This window comes from Cupriavidus sp. JZ107, assembly GCF_053903255.1.
Window position 1 is genome coordinate 2,541,710 of the sequence record NZ_CP096481.1, and the last position, 19,286, is coordinate 2,560,995.

14 protein-coding genes are annotated in these 19,286 nt (G+C 68.4%); 5 read left to right on the forward strand and 9 right to left on the reverse strand.

Features of this window, described 5'->3' with window-relative positions:
- Positions 1-15: 15 nt before the first annotated feature.
- A complete protein-coding gene (locus tag M1D55_RS21160; protein ID WP_064573729.1) occupies positions 16-1,380 on the reverse strand; it encodes a replication-associated recombination protein A in 1,365 nt (454 codons plus the stop codon).
- 123 nt (positions 1,381-1,503) lie between these two features.
- Complete coding sequence (locus M1D55_RS21165) at positions 1,504-2,544, reverse strand: ABC transporter ATP-binding protein (protein WP_456282745.1); 1,041 nt, start codon at positions 2,542-2,544, stop codon at positions 1,504-1,506.
- Between the two features lie 222 nt (positions 2,545-2,766).
- Between M1D55_RS21165 and M1D55_RS21170 the strand changes: the two genes are divergently transcribed.
- Both M1D55_RS21170 and M1D55_RS21175 read left to right on the forward strand, forming a co-directional pair.
- Positions 2,767-4,455 (forward strand): ABC transporter permease, encoded by a 1,689-nt coding sequence (locus tag M1D55_RS21170; protein WP_456281755.1) that lies wholly within the window; start codon positions 2,767-2,769, stop codon positions 4,453-4,455.
- A 169-nt stretch (positions 4,456-4,624) separates the two neighbouring features.
- Positions 4,625-5,359: a hypothetical protein gene (locus M1D55_RS21175; protein WP_456281756.1), complete on the forward strand. Its 735-nt coding sequence runs from the start codon at positions 4,625-4,627 to the stop codon at positions 5,357-5,359.
- Positions 5,360-5,392: 33 nt separating this feature from the next.
- On the opposite strand, the gene M1D55_RS21180 is transcribed toward M1D55_RS21175, so the two are convergent.
- The 4 genes from M1D55_RS21180 to M1D55_RS21195 all read right to left on the reverse strand — a co-directional run bounded on the left by M1D55_RS21180 (position 5,393) and on the right by M1D55_RS21195 (position 10,172).
- Entirely contained in the window at positions 5,393-6,448 is a 1,056-nt protein-coding gene (locus M1D55_RS21180; RefSeq protein WP_023265225.1) for a Fe(3+) ABC transporter substrate-binding protein, read from the reverse strand.
- Positions 6,449-6,633: 185 nt separating this feature from the next.
- A complete protein-coding gene (locus M1D55_RS21185; RefSeq protein WP_456281757.1) occupies positions 6,634-7,065 on the reverse strand; it encodes a hypothetical protein in 432 nt (143 codons plus the stop codon).
- On the reverse strand, positions 7,062-7,718 hold the full coding sequence (gene lolA, locus M1D55_RS21190) for an outer membrane lipoprotein chaperone LolA (RefSeq protein WP_023263422.1): 657 nt from the start codon (positions 7,716-7,718) through the stop codon (positions 7,062-7,064). Before lolA ends, M1D55_RS21185 begins: the two co-directional genes overlap by 4 nt.
- A gap of 132 nt (positions 7,719-7,850) precedes the next feature.
- On the reverse strand, positions 7,851-10,172 hold the full coding sequence (locus M1D55_RS21195) for a DNA translocase FtsK (protein WP_064572886.1): 2,322 nt from the start codon (positions 10,170-10,172) through the stop codon (positions 7,851-7,853).
- A gap of 184 nt (positions 10,173-10,356) precedes the next feature.
- Here M1D55_RS21195 and trxB point away from each other — a divergent pair, with 184 nt between their 5' ends.
- Together trxB and M1D55_RS21205 are read left to right on the forward strand one after the other, a co-directional pair.
- The gene (gene trxB, locus M1D55_RS21200) at positions 10,357-11,304 is read left to right on the forward strand and encodes a thioredoxin-disulfide reductase (protein WP_456281758.1); all 948 of its coding nucleotides are present in this window, start codon (positions 10,357-10,359) and stop codon (positions 11,302-11,304) included.
- A 295-nt stretch (positions 11,305-11,599) separates the two neighbouring features.
- Positions 11,600-12,298 (forward strand): Smr/MutS family protein, encoded by a 699-nt coding sequence (locus M1D55_RS21205; protein ID WP_456281759.1) that lies wholly within the window; start codon positions 11,600-11,602, stop codon positions 12,296-12,298.
- 63 nt (positions 12,299-12,361) lie between these two features.
- On the opposite strand, the gene glnK is transcribed toward M1D55_RS21205, so the two are convergent.
- Positions 12,362-12,700 carry a P-II family nitrogen regulator gene (glnK, locus tag M1D55_RS21210; RefSeq protein ID WP_006578394.1) on the reverse strand — a complete coding sequence of 113 codons (339 nt, stop codon included), beginning with the start codon at positions 12,698-12,700 and terminating at the stop codon, positions 12,362-12,364.
- Positions 12,701-12,781: 81 nt separating this feature from the next.
- Positions 12,782-14,899, reverse strand: coding sequence for an NAD(+) synthase (locus M1D55_RS21215; protein WP_064572883.1), 2,118 nt, complete (start codon positions 14,897-14,899; stop codon positions 12,782-12,784).
- 167 nt (positions 14,900-15,066) lie between these two features.
- On the opposite strand from M1D55_RS21215, the gene M1D55_RS21220 reads away from it, so the two are divergent.
- Positions 15,067-16,287 (forward strand): GNAT family N-acetyltransferase, encoded by a 1,221-nt coding sequence (locus M1D55_RS21220; protein WP_456281760.1) that lies wholly within the window; start codon positions 15,067-15,069, stop codon positions 16,285-16,287.
- 216 nt (positions 16,288-16,503) lie between these two features.
- Here M1D55_RS21220 and alaS read toward each other — a convergent pair whose 3' ends face one another.
- Positions 16,504-19,128: an alanine--tRNA ligase gene (alaS, locus tag M1D55_RS21225; protein WP_456281761.1), complete on the reverse strand. Its 2,625-nt coding sequence runs from the start codon at positions 19,126-19,128 to the stop codon at positions 16,504-16,506.
- Positions 19,129-19,286: the final 158 nt, after the last annotated feature.

Here is a 19,286-nt window from a genome sequence, read left to right on the forward strand (position 1 = left end):
GAGGGCCGCGGCCCGCTACGCGTCGCCCTCGTCCGCCTTGCCGCCCTTGCCCGCCGGCTGGCTCTTCTGGCGGCGATGCCAGGCGTCGTCCAGCTCGCGCAGGTGGCGCAGCTTGTCGCCGATCTTGCCCTCGAGGCCGCGCGGCGTCGGCTGATACCAGCCCTGCGCCTTCAGGTCGTCGGGGAAATAGTGCTCGCCGGCGGCATAGGCTTCGGGCTCGTCGTGCGCGTAGCGGTAGGCATGGCCGTAGCCGAGCTCCTTCATCAGCCTGGTCGGCGCATTGCGCAGATGGACCGGCACCGCGCGCGACTTGTCCTTGGCGACGAAGGCGCGCGCGGCGTTGTAGGCGTTGTAGCCGGCGTTCGACTTGGGCGCGACCGCCAGGTAGATCAGCGCCTGCGCCAGCGCCAGCTCGCCCTCGGGCGAGCCCAGGCGCTCGTAGGTCTCGGCCGCGTCCAGCGTCATCCGTGCCGCGCGGGGATCGGCCAGGCCGATGTCCTCCCACGCCATCCGCACGATGCGGCGGGCCAGATAGCGCGGATCGGCACCGCCGTCCAGCATGCGGCAGAACCAGTACAGCGCCGCATCGGGGTCGGAGCCGCGCACCGACTTGTGCAGCGCGCTGATCTGGTCGTAGAACGCGTCGCCACCCTTGTCGAAGCGGCGCAGGTTCTCCGACAGCGCGCTGCCCAGCAGCGCCTTGTCGATCGTCTGTGCGCCAGCGGTACGCGCGGCGCGCGCGACGATCTCGATATTGTTGAGCAGCTTGCGGCCATCGCCGTCGGCGGACGCGACGATCAACTGCAGCGCCTCGTCGTCCCAGGCGACGCCGCCCAGCGCCTCGCTGGCGCGCAGGGCCAGCTGGCGCAGTTCCGCATCGTCCAGGCTCTTGAGCACATAGACGGCGGCCCGCGACAGCAACGCGCCGTTGACCTCGAACGACGGATTCTCGGTGGTCGCGCCGATGAAGGTGAACAACCCGCTTTCCACGTGCGGCAGGAAGGCGTCCTGCTGGCTCTTGTTGAAGCGGTGGACCTCGTCGACGAATACCAGCGTGCGGCGCCCGTGCGCACGGTATTGCTCGGCGCGCTCGACCGCCTCCCGGATGTCCTTGACGCCGGACAGCACCGCCGACAGCGCGATGAACTCGGCATCGAAGGCATCGGCCATCAGCCGCGCCAGCGTGGTCTTGCCGACGCCGGGCGGGCCCCACAGGATCATCGAATGCGGCTCGCCCGATTCGAAGGCCACGCGCAGCGGCTTGCCGGGGCCGAGCAGATGCTGCTGGCCAATGACCTCATCGATATTGCGCGGGCGCAGCCGTTCGGCCAGCGGTTGGCGGGAAGCGTCGGAGGGTTCGGAAAACAGCGTGTCCGGCACGGTGGTCAAAGGCTTGGGAAGGCTTGGGTTCAGTGCAGGCGGCTGCAAGCGGCGCGGCCGGCCAAAGCGCCAGTGTAGTGCATCCGTACGCGGCGCCGCCCGGCGGGGATCGGGCTCGCCGCGCTAGCGCGGAAACGCCACCACATCGTCGACCTCGACGCGGATGCCGATCCAGTCGCCGACGCCGTGGTCGTGGTGCGACGGCGCCAGCGACAGCACCCTGCCGCCGCTGGCAAGCCGCAGCGTGTAGAGAATCTCGGCGCCGCGGAAGGCCTTGTGCAGGATCTGCGCGCGCAGCGCGCTGGCATCGTCGTGCAGGATGTCGTCGGGGCGGATCAGCACGTCGACCTCGCTGACGCCGGGCGCCAGATCGAGCCCGTCGCGGCTGTGCAGCGTGCCCAGTTCACAGTCGAGCTGTCCCGGTGCGGTGACGCGAGCGGGCATCAGCACGCCCTGCCCGATGAAATCGCCGACGAAGCGCGTGGCGGGCTTGTGATAGAGCTGATGGGCGGTGCCCCACTGCTCGATCGCGCCGGCGTGCATCACGCCGATCTCGTCGGCCATCGCGAACGCTTCGAGCTGGTCGTGCGTGACCAGGATCGCGGTCGCGCCCTGGGCCTTCAGGATCGCGCGCACCTCCAGGCTCAGCCGCTCGCGCAGGTCCACGTCCAGATTGGAAAACGGCTCGTCGAGCAGCAGCAGTTCGGGCCGCGGCGCCAGCGCGCGGGCCAGCGCCACGCGCTGCTGCTGGCCGCCGGACAGTTCGTGCGGAAAGCGCGCGCCGGCGCCCGCCAGGCCGACCAGCTCGAGCACTTCGGCGACACGCTCGCGCCGAGCCTGCCGGCTGTCCCGATGCAGGCCGAAGGCGATGTTGTCCGCCACGCTCAGATGCGGGAACAGCGCGTAGTCCTGGAACACCATGCCGACGCGCCGCCGTTCGGGCGGCACCGCCAGGCCCGGTGCCGACACCGGTTGCCCGTCCAGCACGATGCGCCCGGCACGCAGCGGCTCGAAGCCCGCGATGGCCCGCAGCACGGTGGTCTTGCCGCAGCCGCTCGGGCCCAGCAGGCAGCCGATGCTGCCGCGCGCCAGCGAAAACGACAGGTCTTCGATGACGATCTGGCTGTCGAAACCGTGGCGGATGTGCTCGACCTCCAGCACCAGATCGGGCGGCACGCTTGTTGAAGCAGCGGCAGGGACAGCGGCGGCGGCGGGCTCCGCAGAAGCGGTCGGCGCGGCGGGTGCCGTAGGCGCCGTCGGAGGCGCGGTATCGAGATCGAAGGCGGACATGCGAATCATTATAAGTATCAGCAACGCCGGACCGGCGATTGATAGAATGCCCCAGCCGCGCCCTCCGCGGCACTTCTTCCCAGCCGATCGCCGCGCATGTCCCTGCTCCATCCCGCTCGATTGCCCGATAGCGACCCTGCCGGTCTGGCACGGCGCGGCCGGCGGCTGACGGCCATCCATCCGCTGTCCTTTGCGGCGGGCGTGGTGGCCCTGCTGATCGCGGTGCCGATCCTGGTGGTGGCGGCCAGCCTGCTGACCCCGAGCACCGAGACCTGGCACCACCTGGTCGACACGGTGCTGGCCGAATACATCGCCAATACGCTGTGGCTGCTGGCCGGCGTCGCCGTCGGCGTGCTGCTGCTCGGCGTGCCGACCGCATGGCTGGTCTGCACCTACCGCTTCCCCGGCCGCGGCCTGATGGAATGGGCGCTGGTGCTGCCGCTGGCGATGCCGGCCTACGTGATCGCCTACGCCTATACCGACGCGCTGCAGTTCGCCGGCCCGGTGCAGGGCTGGCTGCGCGCGCTGACCGGCTGGGGCGCGCGCGACTACTGGTTTCCGGACGTGCGGACGCTGGGCGGCGCGATCGTGCTGTTCTCGCTGGTGCTCTACCCCTACGTCTACCTGACCGCCCGCGCCGCCTTCCTGCAGCAGACGCTGAACACGCTGGAGGCGGCACGCCTGCTGGGCCACGGACCCTGGCGCAGCGTGCTGCGCGTGGTGCTGCCGCTGGCGCGTCCCGGCATCGCGGCCGGCACCGCGCTGGCCATGATGGAGACGCTGGCGGACTTCGGCACCGTCGCCTACTTCGCGATCCCGACCTTCTCGACGGGGATCTACCGCGCCTGGTTCTCGCTCGGTGACAAGAGCGCGGCGGCGCAACTATCGGCCTGCATGCTGGCCTTCGTGATCGCGATCCTGGTGGCGGAACGGATCTCGCGCGGCCGGGCCCGCGTGCATGGCGGCCAGCGCCGCGCGCCGGCCTATCGGCTGACGGGTTGGCGAGGCTGGGCCGCGCTGGCGGCGTGCGCGCTGCCGGTGCTGCTGGGCTTCCTGGTGCCGGCGCTGATGCTGTTCGAGATGGCCTTCACCGACGGCGATGCGCAGTTCGGCCCGCGCTTCGTCGGGCTGGTCCGCAACAGCTTCCTGCTGGCGAGCGTCACGGCGCTCGCGGCGGTGCTGATCGCGCTGGCGATCGGCTATGCCGGCCGGCTCGGCCGGGGCTGGCCGATGCGGGCGCTGCTGCGGCTGTGCGGCATGGGCTATGCGCTGCCGGGCTCCGTGATCGCGGTGGGCGTGCTGGTGCCGGTCGCGCGGCTCGACAATGCGATCGCCGGCTGGATCCAGCAGCTGACCGGCGCGTCGCCCGGCCTGCTGCTGACCGGCGGCATTGCCGCGCTGGTCTACGCCTATCTGGTGCGCTTTCTCGGCGTCGCGCTGCAGACGGTCAACGCCGGATTGGCGAAGATCACGCCCAGCATGGACACCGCGGCCCGCAGCCTCGGCCACGGACCGGCCGCGACGCTGCGCCGCGTGCATCTGCCGATGCTGCGCGGCAGCCTGCTGACCGCGGCGCTGATCGTCTTCGTCGACGTGATGAAGGAGCTGCCGGCCACCTTCGTGATGCGCCCGTTCAATTTCGACACGCTGGCCGTGCAGGCCTACAACCTCGCCGCCGACGAGCGGCTCGCCGAGGCCGCGACCGCCTCGCTGGTGATCGTGCTGGTCGGGCTGATTCCGGTGATCGTGCTGTCGCGGCAGATCCGCCGCAGCGCGCAGGACTGAACCAGCGGCACGCAGCCCCGCTGGCGGCGTACCTGCATGGGGTGCAGGCTCGCTGCCCGCTCTCCATGTCGGACTAAAGCCCGCCGCGATTTCCGCCGATATCCCGTGAATGCCAAGCTGGGCCGCGCAAGCCGGCCCGCTTTCCTCGAACTCGATGGGCGGGAGTCGTATGCAAATTCGTTACCGGATGCTGGTCTTCAAGATGTCGCGCCTGGCCAGCCAGAACAAGCTGACGGCGGTGCAGGAGATCGGCTTCGCCACCGAGCTCGCCGAACTGGTGGTCAAGGAAGGCATCGCCGAGCGGGTGGTGCAGGAACTGTTCGACGATGACCATCCGCAGCTGCGCCGCATCGCCGTCAATGCGATCCGCCGCACCGGCCGCTTCGACGTGCCGGGCCTGCAGGCGGCGCTGCTGCGCAGGTTGTGCGATGCCGAACCGTGGCTGCGCCACGATGCGGTGTGGGTCATTCAGGAAGCGGCGATGGACGGCGGGCTGGTGCGCGCGGGGCTGCGCCGGCTGGCGGGCACCGTGCAATTGCCGCAGGACGCGGTACGTGCCAAGTCCAATCCCGGCGATGCGCTGCTGCAGGCCCAGGTGCGCGCGCGCCAGGCGCTCGATGCCTTGCTGAAGAAGGATGCGCAGGCCGCGCTGGCGGCGCTGCGGGCCACGCTGGCGACGTTTGCCGCGTTGAATCAGGAGCCGTATGGAACCGGCACCGTGGGCCAGATGAACCTGGCGCGGCGCGAACTGCAACGCCGCATGGCGAAGCGGGCCTTGTCGAGCAGCACGCGGCTGACCTTCCGCCGCGTCGAAGGGCCGGACGGCAAGGCGGCGTTCGCGGAGACAGCCAGCACCGCCAGGTCTGGCCAGACCAGTGACGACGCGGCCGGCGATCCGTCGTGAGGATCCGCGCCGGCCGCGGCCTTCAGCGAGCGATCACTTGAAGCCGGCCTTGTCCGCCAGCTTCTGCGCGACCGGCTGATACTTGCCGAGTTCGGCCACGTTGATCCGGTCGGCCTTGAAGCTGCCCATCGCCTCCAGCGCCGGATTGCCGACCTTGACGCTCGGCACCACCGGCCACTCGTTGTTGCCGTTGGCGAAGTAGGCCTGAGCCTCGTCGCTGGCGAGATACTCCAGGAACTTGACCGCCGACTCCTTGTTCGGCGCGTGCTTGAGCATGCCGCCGCCCGAGATGTTCATGTGCACGCCCTGGCTGTCCTGGTTCGGCCAGACCACGCCGAGCTTGTCGGCCACCGCCTTGTCCTCGGGCTTGGTCGACTTCAGCAGGCGCGCGATGTAGTAGGTGTTGGAGATCGCCAGATCGCATTCGCCGGCAGCCACGGCCTTCAGCTGGTCGGTGTCGCCGCCCTTGGGCGTGCGCGCCAGGTTGGCGACCACACCTTGCGCCCAGCGCTCGGTCTTCGCTTCGCCGTCATGCGCGATCAGGCTCGAGATCAGCGACAGGTTGTAGACGTGGCCGCTCGAGCGCGTGCACAGCTTGCCCTTCCACTTCGGGTCCGCCAGGTCCTCGTAGGTCTTGATGTCGCCCGGCTTGACGGTGTCCTTGTTGTACGCGATCACGCGGGCGCGCGCCGAGAAGCCGAACCATTCGCCGTTGGGATCGCGAAAGTTGGCGGGGATGCGCGATTCGAGCACCTTCGACTTGACCGGTGCGAACACGCCGGCCTGCTGGGCGCGCCACAGGCGGCCGATATCGACCGTGATGAACACATCGGCCGGGCTGTTGGCGCCCTCGCTCTTGATCCGCTCGAGCAGCGGATCCTCCTGGCCCTCGATGCGATTGATCTTGATGCCGGTCTGCTTGGTGAAGTTGCTGTACAGCGCCTCGTCGGTCTGATAGTGCCGGGCCGTATAGAGATTCAGCACCTTTTCCTGGGCGCCCTGGGCCATCGCGGACAGGGGCATCGATGCGGCGCTGGCCGCCATGGCGAGAGCTGCCGCGGTGGGCAGCAGACGACGAAACACGTACATGGACTCCTCCGGGCTTTGCGGTTCCGCCGCTGGCCAAATGTCAGCGGGCGAGCGCAAACAATAATGATTCCCGTTTTCGGCGTCAATGTCGGTTTCCCCGCGTGGAACGGCCGCGACAGGGACGGACAGGGACGGTGAACAGCCGATTTACAGGCGAGAACGTCGCCCGGCCCAAGTGCTGGACTTCAGCCGCCGGCGCGAGAAACCAGCGCGCCGACCGCGTCTGCCGGCAGCGGCCCGTGGCAGCCGCGTTCACCGCCGCGCCGCTGCGTCACCAGCCAGACCCGGTCGGGCTGGCCAGTCGGACGCATCAACCAGGCATCGCCGCGCGCGGCGCCCGGCAATTCCTCCAGCACGCCGCTGCGTTCGGACTGCAGCATCGTCGCGCAGTCGCGCGCCGAGGCGGCGGTGGCGGCGAGGAAGTCCGGGTTGGTCAGCACCTCGGACAGCGTGGTGTCGGGCGCGCGCAGAAAGGCGTCGATATCGAATTGCCGGCTAGGGGCCGCGCTCTTGCCGCCGGCGCACGCGCCCAGCGCCAGCAGCGCGGCCAGCGCCGGCCCGATCGCCAACCCCCGCGCCAATCGCAGCGCCCCGGGGCTCGAGCTGGCCGGCTTCATTGGCGGATCACGTCGGCGCCCTTGGGGACGCTGAAGCGGAAGGTGTCGGCCGGCAGCGACGGGTTCTTCTGCATCGCGCTGAAGGTCAGCAGCGTGGTGTTGCCGAACGCGTCGCGCAGCTCCATCGCTTCCAGATTGCCGCCCTTGAAGCCGATGCCGATCCGCTCGAACTGGGTGTCCTTGGCCTTCGGCGTCAGCTCCAGCCATTCGATGCCGTCGCGGGTCGGGCCGTCCTTGACGACGAAGCTCTTCTCCAGGTCGTTGCTGCCGAACAGGATCGCTGCCGGGCTCGAACCGAGCGCGGCGTCCAGCTTGCGCTCGGTGACCTGGTTCAGATCCTTGTCGTAGATGAAGAGCGTCTGGCCGTCGGCCTGCAGCAGCTGCTCGTAGGGCTTGGTATAGCGCCAGGAGAACTTGCCGGGGCGCGAGAATACGAAGGTGCCGCTCGAGGTGCCGGTGACTCGCATCGCCTCGCCCGTGCCCTTGACCTGGCGCTGCGTGAATTCGCCGCGTGCGCTCTTGACGGTGGTGACGAAGGTCTTCAGCTGATCGGTGGCGGCGGCTTGCGCGGTGGCCGGGGCCAGCGCGGCCCAGCCCAGGGTGGCGGCAGCGCCGACGGCGGCAAGTGCGGACGCCAGTACGCGATTAGGCATGCAATCGATCCTTGTTTTGGGTAAGTGTCCGGTTAGAGCCGGGGAGCGGCGCCGGATTCCGTCCGCGGGCGTCAGCAAGCGTGACACGCGTAACGGCATATTACCGGGCATCGGACCGGCCACCCGCGCGCGCTATTCCTCGCGCGCGCCGCCGGCGGGCGCCAGGATGTCGCGGTTGCCGTTGCCGGACATCGCCGAGACCAGGCCGGCCTTCTCCATGTCTTCGAGCAGGCGCGCCGCGCGGTTGTAGCCGATGCGCAGATGGCGCTGCACCAGCGAGATCGACGCGCGGCGGTTCTTCAGCACGACTTCGACCGCCTGGTCGTACAGCGGGTCGGCCTCGCCCCCACCGCCGATGCCGGCACCGCCGCCCATGCCATCGACACCGATGTCGCCCTCGGCCAGCCCGCCCTCGAGAATGCCCTCGATATAGTTGGGCTCGCCGGCTTCCTTCAGCTTGTCGACCACGCGGTGCACCTCGTCGTCCGAGACGAAGGCGCCGTGCACGCGCACCGGCAGGCCGGTGCCCGGCGCCAGATACAGCATGTCGCCCATGCCGAGCAGCGTTTCGGCGCCCTGCTGGTCCAGGATCGTGCGCGAGTCGATCTTGCTGCTAACCTGGAACGAGATCCGGGTCGGCACGTTGGCCTTGATCAGGCCGGTGATCACGTCGACCGACGGCCGCTGCGTCGCCAGCACCAGATGGATGCCGGCCGCGCGCGCCTTCTGCGCGATCCGCGCGATCAGCTCCTCGACCTTCTTGCCGACCACCATCATCAGGTCGGCCAGCTCGTCGATCACGATCACGATGGTCGGCAGCTTCTCCAGCGGTTCGGGCGCGTCGGGCGTCAGGCTGAACGGATTCGGGATCTTTTCCTCGCGCGCCGCCGCCTCGTCGATCTTCTTGTTGTAGCCGGCCAGGTTGCGCACGCCCATCTTGCTCATCAGCTTGTAGCGGCGTTCCATTTCGCCGACCGCCCAGTTCAGCGCGTTGCCGGCCTGGCGCATGTCGGTGACCACCGGGCACAGCAGATGGGGGATGCCCTCGTAGATGCTCATTTCCAGCATCTTCGGATCGATCAGGATCAGCCGCACGCTGTCGGCCTTGGCCTTGTACAGCAGCGACAGGATCATCGCGTTGATGCCGACGGACTTGCCCGAGCCGGTGGTACCGGCAACCAGGCAGTGCGGCATGCGCGCCAGGTCGGCGACCACCGGCTTGCCGGCGATGTCCTTGCCGAGCGCCAGCGTCAGTTGCGAGACGCTCTCGTTGTAGACCTGCGAGCCGAGGATCTCGCCCAGCCGCACCGCCTGGCGCTTCGGATTCGGCAGCTCCAGGCCCATGTAGTTCTTGCCCGGAATGGTCTCCACCACGCGGATCGACACCAGCGACAGCGAGCGTGCCAGGTCCTTGGCCAGGTTGACGATCTGGCTGCCCTTGACGCCGGTGGCCGGCTCGATCTCGTAGCGGGTGATCACCGGGCCCGGATAGGCGGCCACGACCTTGACCTCGACGCCGAAGTCCTTGAGCTTCTTCTCGATCAGGCGCGAGGTGAATTCCAGCGTCTCGGCGCTGACGGTCTCCTGCGAGACCGGTACCGGGTCCAGCAGCGACAGCGGCGGCAGGTCGGCATCCTGCAGGTCGGCAAACAAGGGCTGCTGCTTCTCGCGCTCGACCCGTTCGTGCTTGGGCACCGCCTGCGGCCGCACGATCTGCACCGGCGCCGCCTCCTCGATGCGCACGCGCTGGACCTCGACGGTCTCGGTGCGCTCGACCTTGGCGGCCTCGCCGATGATGCGGTCCTGCTTGCTTTCGCGGCGCGCCTTGAAGCCGAGGAAGGCGGTCTCGACGAAGGCGCCGACCTTCTCGCAGACCGACAGCCACGAGAAATGGAAGAACAGCGACAGCCCGATCGCCAGCATCAACAGCAGCAGCAGCGTGGCGCCGGTAAAGCCCAGCGCGGTCTGCAGCCAGCCGCCCAGCAGATCGCCCAGCACGCCGCCGGGGGCGCGCGGCAGCGCCTCGCGCAGCGGGTACATGCGAACCGCCTCCAGGCCCATGCTGGCGGCCAGCGTCAGGCCGAAGCCGATCCAGCTGACCACCACGCCCTGGCGCGCCTCTCCGACCTGGTCGGGGAACTCGGCCGTCAGCATGCGCCAGCCGCGCCAGCAGCGGCGCACCAGCAGCACGCCGAGCCAGTAGGCGGAGAAACCGAAGATGAAGAACAGCACGTCGGCGAGCCAGGCGCCGACGCGGCCGCCCAGGTTGTGGATCTGCGCCACCTGATTGGCGTGCGACCAGCCCGGATCGGCCTTGCTGTAGCTGGCCAGGATGCACAGGAAGGCCAGCGTCGCGGCCAGCAGCAGGAACCAGCGTACTTCTCCCAACAGCTTGCCGATGCGGGAAGGCAGGACGGAGGGATCGGTGCGGGTGGTCGTGGTGGTTCTGGCCATGCGGGGGTACGGATGGCGGCGCGGCACGGCGCCGTACGGAATTGCGGTGGCGGCATTTTACCTCCCCCGCAGGCTATCGCCGCCATTGGAATTTGCAACAATGCGCCAACGCCGGTCCACTTATAATGCGGGTTTTCGATTACCCATGCCGGCGCGCGGCGCACGCCGGCCACAGGAACGCATCATGGCCAAACACGCGAAAGTGCTGATTCTCGGTTCCGGTCCCGCCGGCTACACCGCCGCCGTCTACGCGGCGCGCGCCAACCTGGAGCCGGTGCTGATCACCGGCCTGGCCCAGGGCGGCCAGCTGATGACGACCACCGACGTGGAGAACTGGCCGGCCGATCCGAACGGCGTGCAGGGCCCCGAGCTGATGCAGCGTTTTCTCGAGCATGCCGAGCGCTTCAAGACCGAAATCATTTTCGACCACATCCATACGGCCAAGCTGACCGAGCGTCCGATCCGCCTGGTCGGCGACGCCGGCGAGTACACCTGCGATGCGCTGATCATCGCCACCGGCGCCTCGGCGCAGTACCTGGGCCTGCCTTCCGAGGAAAACTTCATGGGCCGCGGCGTGTCGGCCTGCGCGACCTGCGACGGCTTCTTCTACAAGAACCAGGAAGTGGCGGTGATCGGCGGCGGCAATACGGCGGTCGAAGAGGCCCTGTACCTGTCGCATATCGCCAGCAAGGTCACCGTGATCCATCGCCGCGACAAGTTCCGCGCCGAGCCGATCCTGGTCGACCGCCTGCTGGCGCGCGAGAAGGAAGGCCGCGTCGAGATCGTCTGGAACACCGTGCTCGACGAGGTGGTGGGCGACGAGTCGGGCGTGACCGGTGTGCGCATCCGCAATGTGCAGAGCGGCATCACCGAGGAGCGCAAGCTCGCGGGCGTGTTCGTCGCGATCGGCCACAAGCCGAACACCGACCTGTTCGTCGGCCAGCTGGAGATGAACAACGGCTATATCGTGACCAAGAGCGGCCTGTCGGGCGACGCCACGGCCACCAACATCCCGGGCGTGTTCGCCGCCGGCGACGTGCAGGACCATGTCTATCGCCAGGCCATCACCAGCGCCGGCACCGGCTGCATGGCCGCGCTCGACGCGCAGCGCTACGTCGAAGCGCTGAAGTAAGTCTTGTTGCTCGCCTTCGGCGAGCTGCCCTCTCCCCTGCCCCTCTCCCGCCAGCGGGAGAGGGGAAAACCGGCGTGTCCGCTGTCCCTTGGCTTTCTCCCCTACCCCGCGAGCGGAGGAGGGGCAAGCCGGCGTCTCCGCTGCCCCTGGTTTTCTCCCTCTCCCGCTTGCGGGAGAGGGGCCGGGGGAGAGGGATTCCGCCCCTCCACCCGCGCCACCTTCTGCCGCCGATCGTGTTACCTTGCCGGTTTCACGGTCTTGCCCGCCGCCCCGCGGCGGTGCCGCTTTTCCCATCATGATGCACGGTGCCAGCAAATCCGGCCGCCCTGCCGGTTCGTCCCCCACTCCCGCCCGTACCCGCCTTGGTCTCGACGATCTGGCACGCCTGCGCGACCAGATGAAGGCCGACGCCGAGCGCCGCGAGGCTGAGCGTCTTGCCGCCGAGGAAGCCGCGCGCCAGGCGGCGCTGGAAGCCAACGTGTTCCGCAACAGCATCGGCAATGTCCAGACACTGCGCGATCGCAACCGCGTGACGCCGCCCGCGCGGCGGCCCGAGCCGGTGCCGGTGCAAACCCGGCTCGACGACCAGGCGGTACTGGCGGCCTCGCTATCGGATCACTTCGATGTGGAAAACCTGCTGGAGACCGACGATACGCTGTCGTTCCGCCGCCCTGGCATCGGCAACGACGTCATACGCAAGCTGCGGCGCGGCGAATGGGTGCCGCAGGACCGCATCGATCTGCACGGACTGCGGCGCGACGAAGCGCGCGAGGCGCTGGCCGAATTCCTGCGCCGTTGCGTGCGGCGCGGCGTGCGTTGCGTGCGGGTGATCCACGGCAAGGGCAACGGCTCGCCGGACAAGCAGCCGGTGCTCAAGGGCAAGGTGCGCAGTTGGCTGGTGCAGAAGGAGGAAGTGCTGGCCTTCGTGGAGGCCCGGGGCGCCGAGGGCGGCTCGGGGGCCTTGATGGTGTTGCTGCGTCAGCCGTACGCGTGACGGCTGCCGCGTGACGGCTGCAATTCCCTCCCCCGGACGGGAGAGGGGCAAAACCCGGCGGCGTCAGACCGCCGCTTCGTCCTGCTCGCCGGTACGGATCCGGATCACGCGCTCGATCTCGGTGACGAAGATCTTGCCGTCGCCGATCTTGCCGGTATGGGCCGCCTTGACGATCGCGTCCAGCACGGTATCGAGCTGGCTCTCGGCTACGACCACCTCGATCTTGATCTTCGGCAGGAAGTCGACCACATACTCGGCGCCGCGATACAGCTCGGTGTGGCCCTTCTGCCGGCCGAAGCCCTTGACTTCGGTGACCGTCAGGCCGGTCACGCCCACGTCGGCCAGCGCCTCACGCACTTCGTCCAGCTTGAACGGTTTGATGATGGCGGTAATTTGCTTCATGTCGGCCCCCTTTCTGTCGTGATTGGTTGATGCAAGATTCTAGCCCGCGCGGCGCGATGACGCGCCAAAGCGGGTTGGAGATCACCCCTTGTCGTGTCGATTGCCGGCCTGCGGGGCCGCCCCGCCCTTGCCCTTGCGGCCTGGCTCAGCGGCGGTATCCGGAATGCGGTCCAGATCGGCCAGCCACGCGCTCGACTCGCTGTCGCTGGGCGCGCGCCAGTCGCCGCGCGGCGACAGCGAACCGCCGGAGCCGACCTTCGGCGCATTCGGAATGCACGAGCGCTTGAACTGGCTGGTGCGGAAGAAGCGGTCGAGGAAGATCCGCAGGTTGCGCTTGATGTCGGCCAGCTGGTACTCGTTGCGCGCGACATGGGCCTCCTCGGGCCACTGCCCCGCCTCGCGGTCGCCCCAGGCATGCAGCGCCAGGTAGGCCACCTTCGACGGCGTGAAGCCGAAGCGCAGCGTGTAGTACAGATTGAAGTCCTGCAGCTCGTAGGGCCCGATCACGCTTTCGGTCTTCTGGCCCGGCTTGTCGCTGGAATCGCCCGGCACCAGTTCCGGGCTGATATCGGTGCCCAGCACGTCGAGCAGCACCTCGCTGCCACCCGCACCGATCTGGCCCGTTTCGGCGACCCAGCGCACCAGATGCGAGATCAGCGTCTTCGGCACACTGGCATTGACGTTGTAATGCGACATGTGGTCGCCGACGCCATAGGTGCACCAGCCCAGTGCCAGCTCGCTCAGGTCGCCGGTGCCGATCACGATGCCGTTGTGGTGATTGGCCAGCCGGAACAGATGATTGGTGCGCTCGCCGGCCTGCACGTTCTCGAAGGTCACGTCGTAGACCGGCTTGCCGTCGGCGAACGGATGGCCCAGGTCCTTGAGCATCGCCAGGCAGCTCGGCCGGATGTCGATCTCGCGCGCGGTGCAGCCGACCACCTCCATCAGCCGCCTGGCCTGCTGCAGCGTGCGGTCGCTGGTGGCAAAGCCCGGCATCGTGAAGCCGAGGATATTGGCGCGCGGCAGTCCCAGCCGGTCCATTGCCTTGGCGCAGACCAGCAGCGCATGGGTCGAATCCAGGCCGCCGGAGACGCCGATCACCACCTTCGAGATGCCGGTGGCCGACAGACGCTGCACCAGTGCCTGGACCTGGATCTGGTAGACCTCGTTGCAGCGTTCGTCGCGCCGCCGGCGATCGGCCGGCACATAGGGGAAGCGCTCGACGCGGCGTTGCAGCGGCAGATCGCGGTCCTCGTCGACCCCCAGCACGAAACCGACGGTGCGGAACTTCGCCACCTCGCCGGCATGGCGGCGCACCGAATCGCCGAACGTCGTCATGTGCATGCGCTCGCGCGACAGCCGCTCCAGATCGACGTCCGCGAAGATCATGTGCGAATCGTCGGCGAAGCGCTCCGATTCGGCCAGCAGTTCGCCATTCTCGTAGACCAGCGCCTGGCCATCCCAGGCGAGGTCGGTGGTCGATTCGCCCTTGCCGGCCGAGCTGTACAGATAGGCGGCCAGGCAACGGGCCGATTGCTGCGACACCAGCTGATGGCGGTAGCCGGACTTGCCGATCACGATATTGGACGCCGACAGATTGACCAGCACCGTGGCCCCCGCCAGCGCGGCGAACGACGACGGCGGGATCGGCACCCAGACGTCCTCGCAGATCTCGACATGGAAGCGCAGCAGCGGGATGTTCTCGACCTCGAACAGCAGGCCGGCGCCGAACGGCACGCTCTGGCCCAGCAGGTCTACCTGGTCGACCGTGGCGCAGTCGGCCGCGCTGAACTGGCGCGCCTCGTAGAATTCCCAGTAATTGGGCAGGAAGCTCTTGGGCACGACGCCACGCAGCTGGCCGCCGGCGACCACCACCGCGCAGTTGAACAGCTGATGCTGGACCCGCAGCGGCATGCCGACCACCAGCGCGCACGGCAGCGTGCGCGAGGCCTCGACGATCTCGCCCAGCGCACGCTCGCAGGCGTCGAGCAAGGTCTTCTGATGGAACAGGTCGTCGCAGCTGTAGGCCGACAAACCCAGCTCGGGGAAGGCCACCAGCGCGGCGCCGGCGTCCGCCGCCTGGCGGGCCAGCGCGATGGTCTGCTGCGCGTTGAAGGCGGGATCGGCGACCTTGCAGCGTGGCACGCCGACCGCCACGCGCACGAAGCCATGGGAATACAGATTGAAGAATCGGCTCATCTCGAACACCCTTGTTGTGCGCAGGACCGCATGGTGCCGGACCGATGCCAGGCGCGGCCACAGGCGATAATGCGAGTCGGCACCTGCCCCGCAACCACCCGCATCACCCCTTCTGGCCGGAGGTCCCACGGATCTCGGCAAGGCACATCGTGAAAGCAAGCAAGTCCATGCCATCCCACGCAGGCAGCGCCGCCATGCCGGCGGAGCGACCCGAGAATTATCGCACGCGTATCGTCGAGAACCTGGCCGACCTCTCGCCGGTGGAGTGGGACGGCCTGCTGGCGCGGCAGCCCGGCCGCACACCGTTCCTGCGCCATGCCTTCCTGCATGCGCTGCATGCGAGCGGCAGCGCCAGCGACGACACCGGCTGGAGCCCGCGCCATCTGACGTTGTGGAAGGAGACCGCCGACGGCGAGCGCCTGGCCGCGGCGATGCCGCTCTACGCCAAGGCGCACTCGTACGGCGAGTATGTGTTCGACTGGGCCTGGGCCGATGCCTATGCGCAGAACGGCCTGGAGTACTACCCGAAGTGGCTGTCGGCGATTCCGTTCACGCCGGTGCAAGGCACGCGCCTGCTGGCCGAGAACGCGCTGGCGCGCGAACTGCTGCTTCAGGTCGCGCTGACGCTGGCCGAGCAGAGCCAGCTGTCCTCACTGCATGTGCTGTTCCCCGACGACGCCGAGGCCGAGCTGATGCAGCAGGCCGGCATGATGATGCGCCACGGCGTGCAGTTTCACTGGACCAATCCCGGCTATCCGGACTTCGACGCGTTCCTTGCCACGCTGTCGCAGAAGAAGCGCAAGAACATCCGGGCGGAAAGGCGCCGCGTCGCCGAGGCCGGCATTTCGTTCCGCCATCTGCGCGGCATGGAGATCGGCCCCGACGACTGGCGGCTGTTCCATCGCTGCTATCGGCAGACCTATCGCGAACACCGTTCGACGCCGTATCTGAACCTGGACTTCTTCGAGCGCATCGGCGCGGCCATGCCCGAGCATCTGCTGATGGTGATCGCCCGCCGCGAGGGCCGTGACATCGCCGCCTCGCTGCTGGTCTACGACGACGATCCGGCGGTCAGCACGCTGTACGGCCGCTATTGGGGCGCGCTCGAACACCATCCCTGCCTGCATTTCGAGACCGCGTACTACCAGCCGCTGACCTTCTGCATCGAACACCGGATCCGCACCTTCGAGGGCGGCGCGCAGGGCGAACACAAGATGGCGCGCGGCTTCCTGCCGGTCGCCACGCGCTCGGCCCACTGGCTCGCGCACCCGGCCTTCGCCGATGCGGTCGAGCGCTTCCTCGCGCGCGAACGCGCCGGAATCGATGCGTATCTGGATGAATTGAACGACAGGACGCCGTATGCGAGGACGGCGGGGGAGCCGGGCTAGCGCGGCCAGTGTGAGCGCGAAATAGCTCACGGCGGAGGTGTTCGCCCTCTCCCGCTTGCGGGAGAGGGGTCGGGGAGAGGGGTCGGGGGAGAGGGAAACGCCGGTAGGGATGCCAGCGCCGTCAGCGCTTACGGACGCCCATCGCCCTCTCCCGCAGCCCCTCTCCCACATGTGGGAGAGGCGAGCCAACCAACGGCAAGGCCGATCGTATCGACCTCAGACCTTTGCCGCCACCCACTCGCCAACGCCCGCCAGCGCCGCCGGCAGCTTCGCCGGTTCGGTGCCGCCGGCCTGGGCCATGTCCGGGCGGCCGCCGCCCTTGCCGCCGACCTGCTGGGCGACGAAGTTGACCAGCTCGCCGGCCTTGACCTTGCCGGTCGCGTCGGCGGTGACGCCGGCGATCAGGCTGACCTTGCCGTCCTGCACCGCGCCGAGCACGATGGCCGCGCTCTTGAGCTTGTCCTTGAGCTTGTCCATGGTCTCGCGCAGTGTCTTGACGTCGGCGCCCTCGAGCTGGGCGGCCAGCACCTTCAGGCCCTTGACCTCGATCGCCTGGCTCGCCAGTTCGTCGCCCTGCGACGCCGCCAGCTTGCTCTTCAGGCGCTCCAGCTCCTTTTCCAGCGCGCGGACCTGGTCCTGCATCTGGCCGATGCGCGGCACCAGCTCGCTCGGCTGCGCCTTCAGCGCGGAAGCGGCCTCGTTCAGGCGCGCGTCCAGCGACTGCAGATAGTGCAGCGCGTTGTCGCCGGTGATCGCCTCGACGCGGCGGATGCCGGCCGCAACGCCGCCCTCGACCACGATCTTGAACAGGCCGATATCGCCGGTGCGGGCCACATGGGTGCCGCCGCACAGTTCCTTCGAGCTGCCGATCGACAGCACGCGCACCTCGTCGGCGTACTTCTCGCCGAACAGCGCCATCGCGCCGCCCTTGACGGCATCGTCGAACGGCATCAGCTCGGCGCCGGTGGCCTCGTTGCGCAGGATCTCGGCGTTGACGATCTCCTCGACTTCGCGGATCTGCGCCGCGGTCAGCGGTGCGTTGTGCGAGAAGTCGAAGCGGGTCTTGTCGGCGTCGACCAGCGAGCCCTTCTGCTGCACGTGGCTGCCCAGCACTTCGCGCAGCGCCTTGTGCATCAGGTGGGTCGCGGAGTGGTTGCGCATCGTGCGCGCGCGGCGCAGCGCGTCGACCTCGGCGGTCACGGTGTCGCCGACCTTCAGCGCGGCGCCGGCGAGCGTGCCCTGATGGCCGAACACATCGGCCTGCACCTTGGTCGTATCGGCCACCGCGAACACCGCCGCACCGGCCTTAATCTCGCCCTGGTCGCCGGCCTGGCCGCCCGACTCCGCGTAGAACGGCGTGTGGTCGAGCACCACCACGCCGGTCTGGCCCGGCTGCATGGTGTCGACCGAGGCGCCGTCGACGTACAGCGCGACCACCTTGGCGTCATTCAGCACCAGCTTCTCGTAGCCGTGGAAGGTCGTCTTGGCGCCGCTGTACTCGAGGCCGGCGGCCATCTTGAACTTGCCGGCGGCGCGGGCCTGCTCGCGCTGGCGCGTCATCGCGGCGTCGAAGGCCGTCTCGTCGACCGAGACCTGCTGCTCGCGGCAGACGTCCTGCGTCAGGTCCAGCGGGAAGCCATAGGTGTCGTGCAGCTTGAACGCGAGCTCGCCGTCCAGCATGTTGCCGCCCTTGGCCTTCAGATCGGCCAGCGCCGCGTCGAGAATGCTCATGCCGTTCTCGATGGTCTCGAAGAAGCGCTCTTCCTCGGCCTTCAGCACCTCGACCACGCGCGGCTCGGCCTCGGCCAGTTCCGGATAGGCCTCGCCCATCTGCGCGACCAGGTCGGCCACCAGCTTGTGGAAGAACGGCGTCTTGCGGCCCAGCTTGTAGCCGTGGCGGATGGCCCGGCGCACGATCCGGCGCAGCACGTAGCCGCGGCCCTCGTTGCCCGGGATCACGCCGTCGACGATCAGGAACGAGCAGGCGCGGATATGGTCGGCGATGACCTTCAGCGAGTTGTTGTTCAGATCGTCGACGCCGGTTTCGCGCGCGGCGGCGCGGATCAGCGCCTGGAACAGGTCGATCTCGTAGTTGCTGTGCACGTGCTGCAGCACCGCGGCGATGCGCTCCAGGCCCATGCCGGTGTCGACGCAGGGCTTGGGCAGCGGCGTCATGTTGCCCTGCTCGTCCCGGTTGAACTGCATGAACACCAGGTTCCAGATCTCGATGTAGCGGTCGCCGTCCTCTTCGGCCGATCCCGGCGGGCCACCCCAGACGTCCGGACCGTGGTCGTAGAAGATTTCCGAGCACGGGCCGCAGGGACCGGTGTCGGCCATCTGCCAGAAGTTGTCGGACGCATAGCGCGCGCCCTTGTTGTCGCCGATCCGCACGATGCGCTCGACCGGCACGCCGACTTCCCTGGCCCAGATGTCATAGGCCTCGTCGTCCTCGGCATAGACCGTGACCCACAGCTTCTCGGCCGGCAGGTTGTAGACCTTGGTCAGCAGCTCCCATGCGTACTGGATCGCCTCGCGCTTGAAGTAGTCGCCGAACGAGAAGTTGCCCAGCATCTCGAAGAAGGTATGGTGGCGCGCGGTATAGCCGACGTTTTCCAGGTCGTTGTGCTTGCCGCCGGCGCGCACCGAACGCTGCGACGAGGTCGCGCGCGAGTAGGGCCGCTTGTCGGTGCCGAGGAAGACGTCCTTGAACTGCACCATGCCGGAGTTGGTGAACAACAGCGTCGGATCGTTGGCGGGCACGAGGCTCGACGAGCGGACCACGGTATGGCCCTTCGATTCGAAGAACTGCAGGAACTTGCTGCGGATGTCGGAGACTTTCATGTTTGGGGGCAAGGCGTCCCCGCATGGACATCGCAGGGCGCAGTCGGATTGGATTTGCAAACCGTTGATTATACGGGGAACGCCGCCGCAACGGCAGGCTGGGCCGGTGGTCGCGGGGCCTGCCGGGGCGGCATGCGCGGCATGCAGGCGACACCGCC